Here is a 13353-nt window from a genome sequence, read left to right on the forward strand (position 1 = left end):
GTGCCACGCGATAGGCGGGGCGTGCTGCGCAGCGAATTCGCCCGGCGGATCCGCCGAGGCTCAACCCAACCGGCGCGGACCGGTGTCGAAACGGCTGGGCTGCGGGCCGATCCGGGCGCGTGCGTACAGGATCTCCGCCGATGTCGGCGAGGCCAGCACCGGATCGAAGGACAGTTCCCGCATCTCCGGCAGGTCGTCGAACAGCGCCGAAATGCGCTGGGCCAGTTCGGCGAGGGCCGCTTTGTCCACGCGGGGACTCGCCGGCGTACCCGACAGCAACGGTGCGGCTCGCGGCGCGTCGATCAGGGCTGTCGCCTCGTCGGCGGTCAACGGCAGTGCCCGATAGGCGCGGTCGCCGAGCAACTCGATGATCAGACCGGACAGGCCGAATTCGATCACCGAGCCGAACGACGGGTCGTCCTGGACGCGAAGGATGCAGCCGACACCCTTGGTGGCCATCTTCTGGATGTGCAGTACCGGATCACCGCACAACTCCGCCAAGTCCGCGTATCCCTGTCGCACCGCTTCGGGACGCCACAGATCGAGCCGGACGCCGGTGAGATCCGGTCTACGCCGCCACAATTCGCCGGTCGCCTTGGCCGCTACCGGGTAGCCGAGTTCTTCCGCGGCGGCGACGGCCTCCTCGGCGTTGCGCACCTCGCGGAACTCGACGACCGAGATGCCATAGCAAGCAAGCAGTTCCACCGTTTCCAGATCGGTGAGCCGCCGACCGCCCGAACCGGCCATCCAATCGGCCACCAATCGACGCGCGCGGTCGGTGTCGATGCCCTCCGGCCGCACCACCGGCGAGACCGGCCTGGTTCGCCATGCGGCGTATCGCCGCACCCGGGCCAGCGCTCGAGCCGCGCGCTCCGGATCCGGATACGACGGGATCGAGCCGTGCGCCGCCGTGGCGCCGGGACCACGCACCGCGAGCAGGTTCGGAATCCCTTGCTCGGCGACGAACGTGGTGAGAATCGGCTTCTTCGCCTCGGGCACCGCGGCCGCCGCCGCTCGGATCGCGTCGGCGAAACCGGCGGTCGGCAGCGGCACCGGAGGTGCGAAAACGACGATCAAGGCGTCCGTCTCGTCCGAGCGCAACGCTGCGACCAGAGCGTCCAGATACGCGCCCGGCGTCGCCTGCGGACCGAGGTTGACCGGCTCGCCGACCTCGAGGCCCTCCCCCTGCGCCGCGTCGACGGCCAGCCAGTTGAGCGCCGCGCTGTTGCCGACGACCGCCAGCCGCGAGCCGCGCGGCAACGGCTGATAGCCCAGCAGAGCGGCGCAGTCGAACAGTTCGGAGATCGAGTCGACCTGGACGATTCCGGCCTGGGCGAACAGATCCCGCACGATCGACCGGTCCATGTCCCCCGCGGGCTGAGCGACCGAGCGGCCGCTGCTCACCGCGACGATCGGCTTGGTCCGGGCCACCCGGCGCGCGATCCGGGAGAACTTGCGCGGATTACCGAAGCTTTCCAGGTACAGCAGCACCACATCGGTGTCCGAGTCGCTGTCCCAGTACTGCAGCAGGTCGTTGCCGGAGACGTCGGCACGGTTACCGGCCGACACGAACGTCGACAAACCGAGATTGCGGGCGGCCGCCTCCCCGAGGATGGCCGCGCCCAAGGGCCCGGACTGGCAGAAGAAGCCGATACGTCCGCGACCGGGCAACACCGGGGCGAGGGTCGCGTTCATGGCGACCGCCGGATCGGTATTCGCGATGCCGAGCGCGCTCGGCCCGACCACGCGCATGCCGTGCCCACGAGCGGCCGCCACCAGTTCGCGTTCGGCCGCCGACCCCCCGGCGCCGGTCTCACCGAAACCAGCGGTCAGCACGACGAGGCCTTTGACCCCCTTGGCCATGCAGTCGTCGAGCACCGACCCGATCGCCGCGGGCGGCACCGCGACCACGGCGAGATCGACCTCGTCGGGAATCTCCCTGACCGTCGCGTACGCCCGTACCCCGCGCACCGACTTGCGGTTCGGGTTCACCGGGAACACCGGCCCCTGGAACAGACCCGACAGCAGATTCGCCAGCACCGCCCCGCCCACCCGCCCGGTCGCGGGGGTAGCGCCGATCACCGCCACCGATCGCGGCGTGAGCAGATTGCCCACGCTGCGCGCTTCGGATGCGCGTTCGCGCGAATCACGCACCGACAGCAATGCTTCGGTGGGGTCGATGGCGAACTCGAGATGCAGGACCGACCCGTCCCGGCTGCGCTCGACCTGGTAGCCCGCGTCGCGGAAGACCGTCACCATGACGGTGTTCTCCGCGAGCACCTCGGCGACGAAGGTCTCGATCTTGTTCTCGGCGGCGGCGCCGGCCAGATGCTCCAGCAGGATCGAGCCGAGCCCGCGCCCTTGATGGCCGTCGGCGACCACGAACGCGACCTCCGCCGCCCGCGGCCCGTCCCGCTCCAGCAACTCGTAGCGGCCCACCGCGACGATCGCCTCGCCGAGTTCCAGCACCAGGCCGACCCGGTCGTGATAGTCGACATGCGTGGTGCGATACAAATCCTTCGGCGAGATCCTGGGGTACGGGCCGAAATATCGCAGATACCTGGTGCGGTCCGACAGCGCGCCGTGGAACTCCTGCAGCCGCTCGGCGTCGGCGGGAGTGATCGGGCGCAGTCGTACGACGCCACCGTCGGAGGCGAGCACGTCGGCGAACCAGTGCTGCGGCGGCGGGGGCGGGGTGGCGGGAGTGTCCGCGGTGTCGGGAAAGTCAGTCACGAGGATCCTCCGGGTCCAGACCCAGCAACCCGAAAGTCGCTCGGCGGGTGGCCAGCACGGCCATGTCGACGGCACGTTGGGCGCGATCGACCCGTACGTCACCGGTCTCACCGGTGCCGCCGGGGCCGTCCCATGGACGGTAGGCGATGTCACCGCCGTCGCCCATGGTGCGCGGCGGGTCCGCCCGCGGCACCGCCGCGCCGATCAGGTCGATCCAGTCCTGCGGGATCGCTGTCGCGGAATCGATGGTGCGATCCAACGCGGTGGCCAGCAAGTGGGTCCAGGCCCGCGGCACCACCCGGACCAACCCGTATCCGCCACCACCAACGGCCAGCCAGCGTCCTTCGGCATAGCGGTCGGCGAGTTCGCGCATGGCGCGGAAGGCCGCGCGCTGTCCGTCGACGGTGAGTTCCAGGTCGGCCAGCGGATCTTCCCGATGGCTGTCCACCCCGCACTGGCTGACCACGATCTGCGGACGGAATGCCTCCACCGCGCCCGGGACCACGGCATGAAACCCTCGCAGCCACTGAGCGTCCCGGGTGCCCGGCAGCAACGGCAGGTTGATCGACGTGCCCTCCGCCGCGCCAACGCCGATCTCCTCCGGCCAACCGGTGTTGGGCCACAGGGTGGCCGGATGCTGGTGCAGCGAGATGGTCAGCACCCGGGGGTCGGCGTAGAAGGCCCGTTGCACGCCGTCGCCGTGGTGCACATCCACATCGATGTAGGCGATCCGGTCGAAACCGTGGTCCAGCAGCCAGGAAATGGCCACCGCCGCGTCGTTGTACACGCAGAACCCCGCCGCCGAATCGGCCATCGCGTGGTGCATGCCGCCGCCGATGCTCACCGCCCGGTTGGTGCGACCCTCCGCGATCTCCCTGGCCGCGGCCAGCGTGCCGCCGACGATCGTGGACGCCGCCTGGTGCATTCGCGGAAAAACCGGATTGTCCGGGGAACCGAGACCGAAGGGTGGAGCGGCAGGCGAACCCACCGGCGGCACGGCGCGTTCGACCGCGTCCAGGTAGTCGGGCGTGTGGACGCGCAGCAGATCGGGGCGTTCCGCGGCGGCGGGCTCGAGCACTTCGACGCCATCGAGCAAGCCGAGACTTTCCGCCAGCGCCATGGTGAACTTCAGGCGCGCGGGCTGCATCGGGTGCTCCGGAGTCCAGCGGTAATCCAGGAACCGCTCGGTCCAGACGACAGTTGCGGGGCGGCTCGTTCCGGGCGAAATCGGCGCCCGAGGTTCGCCGCGCGGTGCAGTGGCCATGATCGCAACGCTAGCGGGAAGCAAGGAACCCCGCGAAACGTTCCTATGCAGTACAAATACAAGAAAGTATGCTCACGGCCGCCTGCCGTGCGCCGATCACGTTCCCGCAATGCCGCCGGAGATGTCGTGCGCAGCGTGGAGCGACACGATCCGGCACACGGGGGTGCCGTCGTGCGTGGGTAGAATTCGTGCCGACGAAGGGGTAACAGGTGAAGGATCTGGTCGACACCACGGAGATGTATCTCCGTACCATCTACGACCTCGAGGAGGAGGGCGTGGTGCCCCTGCGCGCCCGGATCGCCGAGCGCCTCGAACAGAGTGGTCCCACCGTGAGCCAGACCGTCGCGCGCATGGAACGTGACGGTTTGCTGCTGGTCGCCGGCGACCGTCATCTGGAACTGACCGAGAAGGGGCGCAGCATGGCCGTCGCGGTCATGCGTAAGCACCGGCTGGCCGAACGGCTGCTGGTCGACATCATCGGCCTGGACTGGCAGAACGTGCACGCGGAGGCCTGTCGCTGGGAGCACGTGATGAGCGAGGACGTCGAGCGCCGTTTGGTCGAGGTGCTCAACCACCCCACCACCTCCCCGTACGGCAACCCCATTCCCGGCCTGGACGAACTGGGCATCATTCCGCCGGCCGCCGCCGACGAGACGCTGCTTCGCCTGTCGGATCTGCCGAACGGCCAGCAGCACGCCGTCGTCGTGCGCAGGCTCGCCGAGCACATCCAGACCGACCCCGAAGTCATCGGCCGGCTGCGGGAGGCGGGCGTGGTGCCCGACGCCCGCGTCACGGTGGAGACGAGGCAGGGTTCGGTGATCATCACCGTGCCCGGCCACGACGGCTTCGAACTGCCCGACGAGATGGCGCACGCCGTCCAGGTGAAGCTGGCCTGACACGTGAGACTTCTCGTCACGGGTGGCGCGGGCTACGTCGGCGGCGTCTGCGCCCAAGTTCTGTTGGAAGCCGGCCACGAGGTGATCGTGGTCGATGATCTGTCCACCGGCAATGCCGAGGGCGTGCCCTCCGCCGCCCGGTTCGTCCAGGGTGACGTGGCGGTCGCCGCGCCGGAGCTGCTGGCCGCCGAACCCTTCGACGCTGTTCTGCATTTCGCGGCCCAGTCGCTGGTCGGCGAGTCGGTGCAGCAGCCGGAGAAGTACTGGCACGGCAACGTCGTGAAGACGTTCGAGCTGCTGGAGGCGATGCGGCGCACGGAAACGCCGCGGCTGGTCTTCTCCTCCACCGCCGCGGTCTACGGGGAACCGGAGCAGGTGCCGATCACCGAGGATGCCCCGACCCGCCCGACCAATCCGTACGGCTCGTCGAAGCTGGCCATCGACCATGCCATCACCTCCTACGCGATCGCGCATGGGCTGGCGGCGACCAGCCTGCGGTACTTCAACGTCGCAGGCGCCTATGGCGGACTGGGCGAGAACCGAGTGGTGGAAACGCATCTCATCCCGCTGGTCCTGCAAGTCGCGGCCGGGCACCGCAAGGCGATCTCGGTCTTCGGCACCGATTGGCCCACCCCCGACGGGACCGCGGTCCGCGACTACATCCACATCCGCGACCTCGCTCAGGCCCATCTGCTGGCCTTGACGACCGCCGAGCCGGGCACCCACCGGATCTACAACCTGGGCAGTGGCACCGGATTCTCCGTTCGCGAGGTGATCTCGGCCTGCGAGCGCGTCACCGGCCTGCCGATCGCCGCGCAAGACGCGCCCCGTCGTCCCGGCGACCCGGCGACGCTCATCGCGTCCAGCGAACGCGCCATCACCGAGCTGGGCTGGCGTCCCGAGCACAACGATCTCGACGAAATCGTCACCGACGCTTGGGCTTTCCTCCGATCGCTCGGCTCCCGCGCGCACAGCGCGCGATAATCCGCCACCTGCGGTCCGAGTCGACCCCGCACCGACTCGGGCCGCGGCGCCGACGCAACGGCCCCGGAGCCGATTGCGCCGCGACGACACCTGCCCGGACGAAGCACGGTGTTCCGCCGAATCGTCACGGTGATCCGGCGCGGGCAGCATCGCGAACTCGTTGTCACCGATCCGCATATCCGGCTTCACGGCGCCGGTTCCCCCAGGTCGACACCGAGACCAGCGGCGGTCCGGTAGCCGCTGCACGCGAGGCGACGCAACTGTTCCGGGCGCATGCCCAGGCGCAGCGAGGTGTCGAGCAGCATCGCCATCGGATGCCCCGGATCCGCCTCCAGCGCGGCTTCCAGCGCGATGCCCGCCAGTGGTCCGTCACCACGGACGTAGGCGCTGTAGCCGAGCAGTGCGGCGGCCTCGGCACGATCCGCGCCGGTCAGCGCGCGGGTCAGCGCGATCCACACCGCCTCCGCCGCGGCGGCGTGGTCGCCCACGGCCAGTGCGAACATCGTGTCCCGCACCGCCCGATCGCGCAGGGCCGCGGTGATCTTCGCGAGTTCGGGCGCCATCAGCGCCGCGCCCGAGGCGGTGTTGGCGATCTGCCACAGCACATAGTCCAGCGCTTGCCTGCTGTATCCGATCGGATCGCCGCGACGCGCGGCCCGGGCGTAGCGTTCGCCCGCACGCGCGAGCGCGTCCGGCAGGTGCGCCGCCATCTCGGCACATGCGAGCGGATCGGGCGCGACCAGACCGGTGAGTTCGGAACGCGAACCGCGGATCGGCCTGCCTTCCAGCACGTGGGTCAGCGTCACCAGAGAGGCCGCAGGATCACGGAGCACTCCGCGCCGCCGTGGTCCCGTCAAGGTCCACCACTGCTGCCCGGCGGCGATCGCAGGCACCGCCCAGACCCCGGCCAGCGAGATGTCACACGCTGCCAGCCGCCTGCCGAGCGAGCCGACCAGCGCGTCGAATCGTCCGGCCGCGCATCTCGACCGGTCGGCGCTCGGCTCCACGGCGCGTTCGTCGACGACGACGGCCATGACCTCGGCCGCCTGGTCGTGCGCGCAGATCCGCGCGACCGCGGCCGCCAGCGTCGCACCGCGCACGCGGCGGCCACCGGGCGAATCCAGATCGAAGCGCACCACCGCGTCGACCGTCGCACCGCCGGGCGTCCCGTGCCGCAGGACGAGCACGACCACCGACCGTTCCGGGGTGAATCCGAGCATCGCGGGCACCGCGGCAATCAACTCCGCCGGATCATCTACGCACACAACATGTTCCGGAGCACCATGGAACTGCGGAGGATCTTCGCCGCATCGAGCGTGCCGAGATCGACCACCGGGAGTCCACGCGTCTGTTCCGTCCTCCGCCGCGCGCGAATGCGAGTGCGGCGCGGCGATCGCTGCGGGAACGGCGCGTGGCGCGGTGTCGGAGCGAGCGCCGCACCTCGATGGATGGTTGCGGCCGGCATCCGGCCGCGATTCGTCGTCCATGCCTGCATGTCCGGCATCGACCGGTTCGGGGGCTCGAAACGGGTTCGCGGAAGTGGTCATGCTTCGACCATGCGGCTCGGTGGACTCCGATCTTCGACGCCGACCTGGCGATTCCGCCGCCCTGGGGAATCCGCTTCGCGCTGTGCACGACTCGACCGACACGACGGCGGTATCGCGATTCGTGTCGGAGGCGCCTGCTACCGTGCCGCCCGCGCTACCTCTCGCGCACTTTGCGCACCGCCGTGGCGAACAGCGCATCCAGCGCGGGGGTATCCGGTTCGCCCTCGGCGAACGACATGTAGGTCACCGAGATTCGCACGTCCCCCACTTGCGCGACGTGCGTGCGCATCGTTTGGGTCAGCCGGGCGCCTCCCGACTCCGGCCGCACCGTCCTGCGCAGCGAGAGGGTGTCGTCGGCGTCGATCGGCGGCGGCGAGTCCAACTCGGACGTCACGGTGGTAGCGGCGCCCGCTCGGTTGACCCGCACCGATCCGCACTGCTCCAGCCGGGCGCGCAGGGCGGCCAGCGGCTCGCCGCTGCGGGTCAATTCGACGGTCAGCGTCGCGCGGGTCGCGTCGTCCGTGCCGACCGCCATCGCGGTGCGATCGGGCCCGAAGTCCTGATTCGGCGGCACGCACCGGCTGGGCTGGACGTTCGCACCGCGGCCCATGCCGTCCAGGTCGCCCGCCGCCTGAGCCACGGCGTCCTGGGGCAGCACCACCGCCGCGTACGGCGGTGGAAACTGGCTCGGATCCGGTAGCAGTCTCGGCAGTTCCGCGCTGACGTGCCGGGTCACCGCGGTCGGCGCCGACGAGACCGGGCGCCCCGGTACCGTCGACCCGCATCCTGCTAGCAGCACCGCGCAGACGACGGGTGCCACCCGGCCCAGCCGCATGCGCCTCGAATCCGCCACGGTCACATCCCCACTGTGCCAAACTCCTCGTGTCCGGTCGGCGATGCCACGCCGCCGGGCCGGGAATGCGCGGCCCACCGATGCTGTTGGCTCGGAGTACGGGTCGGTGTCCGGCCGTGCGCGGCGACCGCGACGGCATGGGGGACAATGGACAGTGGTCCCCGGTTCGGACGACTGCTCGTCTCGCACCACCAGGAGTGGCGAACGATCGGGCAGGCAACCACACTGGCGCGTGAGGCACGCGTCCGGGCCGCAGGAGCCGCGCAGGAAGGAGTACGCGATGGACTACGAGTCGCGAATGTACGAACTGGAGTTCCCCGCTCCGCAGCTGTCGTCCGCCGACGGCGCGGGCCCGGTCTTGGTGCACGGACTGGAAGGCTTCACCGACGCCGGGCACGCGGTGCGGTTGGCGACCACGCACCTGCGCGAAAGCCTCGAAAGCGAACTGGTCGCCTCGTTCGACGTGGACGAGCTGCTGGACTACCGCTCGCGGCGCCCGCTCATGACGTTCAAGACCGATCATTTCTCCGATTACGCCGAGCCGGAACTCAACCTCTGGGCATTGCGCGACACCGCGGGGACCCCGTTCCTGTTGCTCGCGGGTCTGGAGCCGGACCTACGCTGGGAGAAGTTCACCACCGCGGTGCGGCTGCTCGCCGACCAGCTGGGCGTGCGGCGCAGCATCGGCCTGAGCGCCATCCCGATGGCGATTCCGCACACTCGCCCGCTGGGCGTGACCGCGCACTCCTCCAACCGCGACCTGATCTCCGAGCACCAGCGGTGGCCGGGCGAGCTGCAGGTTCCTGGCAGCGCGTCGTCGCTGCTGGAATTCCGCATGGCGCAGCACGGTCACGAGTCGGTCGGCTTCTCGGTGCACGTGCCGCACTACCTGGCACAGACCGCCTACCCGGAGGCCGCGCAGACGCTGCTGGAGAACGTCGCCGACAACGCGGGCCTGGAGTTCCCGCTGGCCGCGCTCGGCGAGGCCGCCGCCCGGGTACGCGAACAGGTCAACGAGCACATCGCGGGCAATGCCGAGGTCGAGACCGTCGTGCACGCGCTGGAGCGGCAGTACGACAGCTTCGTCACCGCGCAGGAACGCCAGTCGAGCCTGCTGGTCGGTGACGGCGAGTTGCCCAGCGGCGACGAGCTGGGCGCCGAATTCGAACGATTCCTCGCCGAGCAAGGCCGTTACACCGGCGACGACGAGGGCGAACAGGACTGATCCGCCCGGCCGCCTGGTCCCGATCGCCCCTGCAAACGTGCTCACGGGCGAGGCCGTAGGGTTGTCGGAGTGGATCTGACCGAACTGCTCGACATCCCGGGGACCGACGCCGACGCGCTCTACGAGTCGTTCGGCATCTGGGCCGCCGAGCAGGGCACCCCGCTCTACCCCGCGCAGGACGAGGCGCTGCTCGAGCTGGCATCCGGATCCAACGTCATCCTCGCCACCCCAACCGGTTCCGGAAAGTCACTCGTCGCGGTCGGCGCGCATCTGTTCGCCCTCACCCAGGGCCTGCGCACGTACTACACCGCTCCGATCAAGGCGCTGGTGAGCGAGAAATTCTTCGCCCTGTGCGAGGTATTCGGCGCCGAACGCGTCGGCATGGTCACCGGCGACGCCGCGGTGAATCCGGACGCGCCGATCATCTGCGCGACCGCGGAGATCCTGGCCAATCTGGCGCTGCGCGAAGGCGCGGACGCCGCCGTCGGCCAAGTGGTGATGGACGAATTCCATTTCTACGCCGACCCCGATCGGGGGTGGGCCTGGCAGGTCCCGCTGCTGGAACTTCCCCGCGCCCAGTTCCTGCTCATGTCGGCCACCCTCGGGGAGGTCGATTTTTTCGCCCGTGACCTGGAGCGCCGGACCGGCCGCTCCACCGCGATCGTCGCGGGCACCGAGCGCCCCGTGCCGCTGAGCTTCTCCTATGCCCGCACCCCGATCACCGAGACGCTCGAAGAGCTGGTCACCACCCACCAGGCTCCGGTGTACGTCGTGCACTTCACGCAGGCCGCCGCGCTCGAACGCGCGCAGGCGCTGACGAGTGTGAATTTCGCGACGCGCGCCGAGAAGGACGCGATCGCCGACGCGCTGGGCGAATTCCGGTTCGCCGCCGGGTTCGGCAAGACGCTGTCGCGGCTGATCCGGCACGGCATCGGCGTACATCACGCGGGCATGCTGCCGAAGTACCGGCGACTGGTGGAACGCCTGGCCCAGGACGGCCTGTTGAAGGTGGTCTGCGGCACCGACACCCTCGGCGTCGGCATCAACGTGCCCATCCGCACGGTGCTGCTCACCGGGCTGACCAAATTCGACGGCGTGCGCACACGCAGGCTCAAGGCGCGGGAGTTCCACCAGATCGCGGGCCGCGCGGGCCGGGCGGGTTACGACACCATGGGCACCGTCGTCGTGCAGGCTCCGGAGCACGAGGTGGAGAACACTCGGCTGCTGGCCAAGGCGGGCGACGATCCCAAGAAGCAGCGCAAGGTGCAGCGGCGCAAACCGCCGGAAGGCTTCGTCTCCTGGAGTGAGGAGACCTTCGACCGCTTGGTCGCCGCGCAGCCGGAGCCGATGGTGTCGCGTTTCACGGTCACCAACGCCATGCTGCTGAATGTGATCGCCAGGCCGGGCAACTGCTTCACCGCCATGCGCCATCTGCTCGAAGACAACCACGAGCCGCGGCCCGCCCAGCGCAGGCACATTCTGCGCGCCATCCGGCTGTATCGGGCGCTGCGCGACGCCGGGGTGGTGCAGCAACTGCCCGAACCCGACGCGCAGGGGCGCCGCGCCCGCCTGACCGTCGACCTGCAGCGTGACTTCGCCCTCGACCAGCCGCTGTCACCGTTCGCGCTGGCCGCGCTGGAGTTGCTGGACAAACAGTCCCCGAGTTATACCCTCGACGTGGTGTCGCTCATCGAATCCACGTTGGAGGATCCGCGCCAGCTGCTCATGGCCCAGCAGCACAAGGCGCGCGGCGAGGCCATCGCGGAGATGAAGGCCGACGGCATCGACTACGACGAGCGGATGGAACTGCTCGAAGAGGTGACCTGGCCCAAGCCGCTGGCCGAACTGATCGAACCGGCCTTCGAGACCTACCGAGCCGGACACCCGTGGGTGTCGGAGTTCGCGCCGGCGCCGAAGTCGGTGGTGCGCGACATGATCGAGCGCGCCATGACCTTCGCCGAACTTATCTCCTTCTACGAGCTGGCCCGATCCGAGGGCGTGGTGCTGCGCTACCTCGCCGACGCCTATCGCGCGCTGCGGCGCACCGTGCCGGAGTCGGCGCGCACCGAAGAACTCGACGACATCACCGAGTGGCTCGGAGAGCTTGTGCGGCAAGTCGATTCGAGCCTGCTCGACGAATGGGAGCAACTGACCAACCCGGGCGCGGAGACCGACGCCGACCAGATCGCGTTCGGCGCCGAAACCGTCCGCCCGATCTCCGCCAACGAACGCGCGTTCCGGGTGATGGTCCGCAACGCGATGTTCCGCCGGGTCGAACTGGCCGCGCTGCGACGCTGGGACGAGCTGGCGGCACTCGGTCCCGGCCCGGACTGGGCCGAGGCACTCGCGGACTACTACGCGGAATACGAGCGCATCGGAACCGGACCCGACGCCAGGGGACCGCAACTGTTCCAAGTGGAACGAAGACCCGGATTCTGGCATGTACGGCAGGTGCTGGAGGACCCGGCGGGCGACCACGGCTGGTCGATCGACGCGGTGGTCGATCTGGCCGAGTCCGACGCCGCGGGCGAGGTCGTCTTCGACGACGTCACCGTGTCCGCCGGCTGAGCCCGCATCGCCTACCGGCCACCTGTTCCCGCAGGTCAGCAGCTCCGTCGCGGCCTGATGACAGGGTTGCGCCACCATGGGGCGAATCCAGGTTTGGACGGATTCGTTACTGGGTAGGGGCCGCTGATACTCTCTCCCCCGCTGCCGAAGCGAAAGATCAACTATGCCCGAATCGCCGTACCTTGTCATCCATCCCGAGCGTGTCCGCCAGAATTACCGCGCGCTCGACGCCGCCCTGTCCGCGGGCACGGGCGCCGCGACGAGGATCCGTTTCGCCGTGAAGGCGAGCCCGGTGCCGGAGATCGTGCGCCTGCTGGACGAGGAAGGCGCGGAATTCGACGTAGCCAGCATCGGCGAGATCGACCTCTGCCTCGGACTCGGTGTGGCGCCGGAGCGGCTGTGCTACGGCAACCCGATCAAGAAGGCCGCGCACATCGCCCGCGCCTACGCCCTCGGGGTGCGCCGCTTCGCCTTCGACACCGAGGACGATCTGCTGCGCATCGCCGAGCACGCGCCCGGCTCCGAGGTGGAGTGCCGCTTCCTCGCCTCGGCGCCGGAGTCGCGCACCCCGTTCGGCACGAAGTTCGGCTGCAGCCCCGGCGAGGCGTTCCGGCTGCTGGTCCGGGCCAGGGATCTCGGGCTGGTCGTCGCCGGACCCTACTTCCACGTCGGCTCTCAGCAACTGGATCCCACCGCGTGGCGGATCGGCATCGAGCAGGCGGGCCGGATCGCCGAGGCATTGGCCGACAAGGATATCCCGGTCGGCTCGGTGAACATCGGCGGCGGGCTGCCGATCTCCTACGCCGACGCGGCGCCCGCGCTGGGCGAGATCGCCGCGGTGGTGAAACACGCGGCGGCCGAATTCCTTTCCGGGAATACCGGATTGGTCGTCGAACCGGGCCGGGCACTGGTCGGTTCGGCGGGCACGATTCACGCCGAGGTCGTCGGCGTCCGCACCGCGCCGGACGGTCGGCGCTGGGTGTATCTCGACATCGGCCGCTACAACGGCATGGCCGAGACAGAGAACGAGTACATCGCCTACCGGTTCGTCACCGATCGCGACGGCGACCCCGTCGACGAGGCGGTGGTGGCCGGTCCGACCTGCGACGGCGACGATGTACTGTATCAACGCACGCGAGTCCTCCTACCGACCACGTTGCGAGCCGGTGATCGCGTTCGAATCCTCGACACCGGTGCCTATACCGCGAGCTATTCGTCGGTGTCCTTCAATGGTTTTCCGCCCTTGACCGTTCATGTCTCGGGCGCTGAGCGAGAGTGAGTTT

General features: G+C 69.5%; 9 protein-coding genes. 5 read left to right on the forward strand and 4 right to left on the reverse strand.

Features of this window, described 5'->3' with window-relative positions; genetic code table 11:
• Window positions 1-60: 60 nt before the first annotated feature.
• Window positions 61-2733 (reverse strand): GNAT family N-acetyltransferase, encoded by a 2673-nt coding sequence (locus ACIHAX_RS05725; RefSeq protein ID WP_397275987.1) that lies wholly within the window; start codon window positions 2731-2733, stop codon window positions 61-63.
• Window positions 2726-3997 carry an acetoin utilization protein AcuC gene (locus tag ACIHAX_RS05730; protein ID WP_397275989.1) on the reverse strand — a complete coding sequence of 424 codons (1272 nt, stop codon included), beginning with the start codon at window positions 3995-3997 and terminating at the stop codon, window positions 2726-2728. The genes ACIHAX_RS05725 and ACIHAX_RS05730 overlap by 8 nt, the downstream gene beginning before the upstream one ends.
• A 209-nt stretch (window positions 3998-4206) precedes the next feature.
• Here ACIHAX_RS05730 and ACIHAX_RS05735 point away from each other — a divergent pair, with 209 nt between their 5' ends.
• Window positions 4207-4893, forward strand: a complete 687-nt coding sequence (locus ACIHAX_RS05735) for an iron dependent repressor, metal binding and dimerization domain protein (RefSeq protein WP_355070334.1) — start codon at window positions 4207-4209, stop codon at window positions 4891-4893.
• A 3-nt stretch (window positions 4894-4896) separates the two neighbouring features.
• The gene (gene galE / locus ACIHAX_RS05740) at window positions 4897-5877 is read left to right on the forward strand and encodes a UDP-glucose 4-epimerase GalE (protein WP_355070332.1); all 981 of its coding nucleotides are present in this window, start codon (window positions 4897-4899) and stop codon (window positions 5875-5877) included.
• Window positions 5878-6062: 185 nt separating this feature from the next.
• Here the strand turns inward: galE and ACIHAX_RS05745 are convergent, their stop codons facing one another.
• Together ACIHAX_RS05745 and ACIHAX_RS05750 are read right to left on the reverse strand one after the other, a co-directional pair.
• Window positions 6063-7142: a DUF4192 domain-containing protein gene (locus ACIHAX_RS05745; protein ID WP_397275992.1), complete on the reverse strand. Its 1080-nt coding sequence runs from the start codon at window positions 7140-7142 to the stop codon at window positions 6063-6065.
• 436 nt (window positions 7143-7578) lie between these two features.
• On the reverse strand, window positions 7579-8277 hold the full coding sequence (locus ACIHAX_RS05750) for a sensor domain-containing protein (RefSeq protein WP_397275994.1): 699 nt from the start codon (window positions 8275-8277) through the stop codon (window positions 7579-7581).
• A 280-nt stretch (window positions 8278-8557) separates the two neighbouring features.
• Here ACIHAX_RS05750 and ACIHAX_RS05755 point away from each other — a divergent pair, with 280 nt between their 5' ends.
• The 3 genes from ACIHAX_RS05755 (at window position 8558) to ACIHAX_RS05765 (ending at window position 13349) form a co-directional block, all read left to right on the forward strand.
• On the forward strand, window positions 8558-9502 hold the full coding sequence (locus ACIHAX_RS05755) for a PAC2 family protein (RefSeq protein WP_355070327.1): 945 nt from the start codon (window positions 8558-8560) through the stop codon (window positions 9500-9502).
• Window positions 9503-9571: 69 nt separating this feature from the next.
• Complete coding sequence (locus ACIHAX_RS05760; protein ID WP_355070326.1) at window positions 9572-12070, forward strand: DUF3516 domain-containing protein; 2499 nt, start codon at window positions 9572-9574, stop codon at window positions 12068-12070.
• A gap of 163 nt (window positions 12071-12233) precedes the next feature.
• Window positions 12234-13349, forward strand: a complete 1116-nt coding sequence (locus ACIHAX_RS05765; protein ID WP_397275996.1) for a type III PLP-dependent enzyme — start codon at window positions 12234-12236, stop codon at window positions 13347-13349.
• Window positions 13350-13353 lie beyond the last annotated feature (4 nt).

It is taken from the genome of Nocardia sp. NPDC051929 (assembly GCF_044548645.1).
GTDB classification, from domain to species: domain Bacteria; phylum Actinomycetota; class Actinomycetes; order Mycobacteriales; family Mycobacteriaceae; genus Nocardia; species Nocardia sichangensis.

What these genes read in the sequence shown, in the direction of transcription:
- ACIHAX_RS05730 (WP_397275989.1), bottom strand. Translation starts at nt 3,997, where the DNA reads ATGGCCACTGCACCGCGCGGCGAACCTCGGGCGCCGATTTCGCCCGGA.
- ACIHAX_RS05755 (WP_355070327.1), top strand. Translation starts at nt 8,558, where the DNA reads ATGGACTACGAGTCGCGAATGTACGAACTGGAGTTCCCCGCTCCGCAG.
- ACIHAX_RS05765 (WP_397275996.1), top strand. Translation starts at nt 12,234, where the DNA reads ATGCCCGAATCGCCGTACCTTGTCATCCATCCCGAGCGTGTCCGCCAG.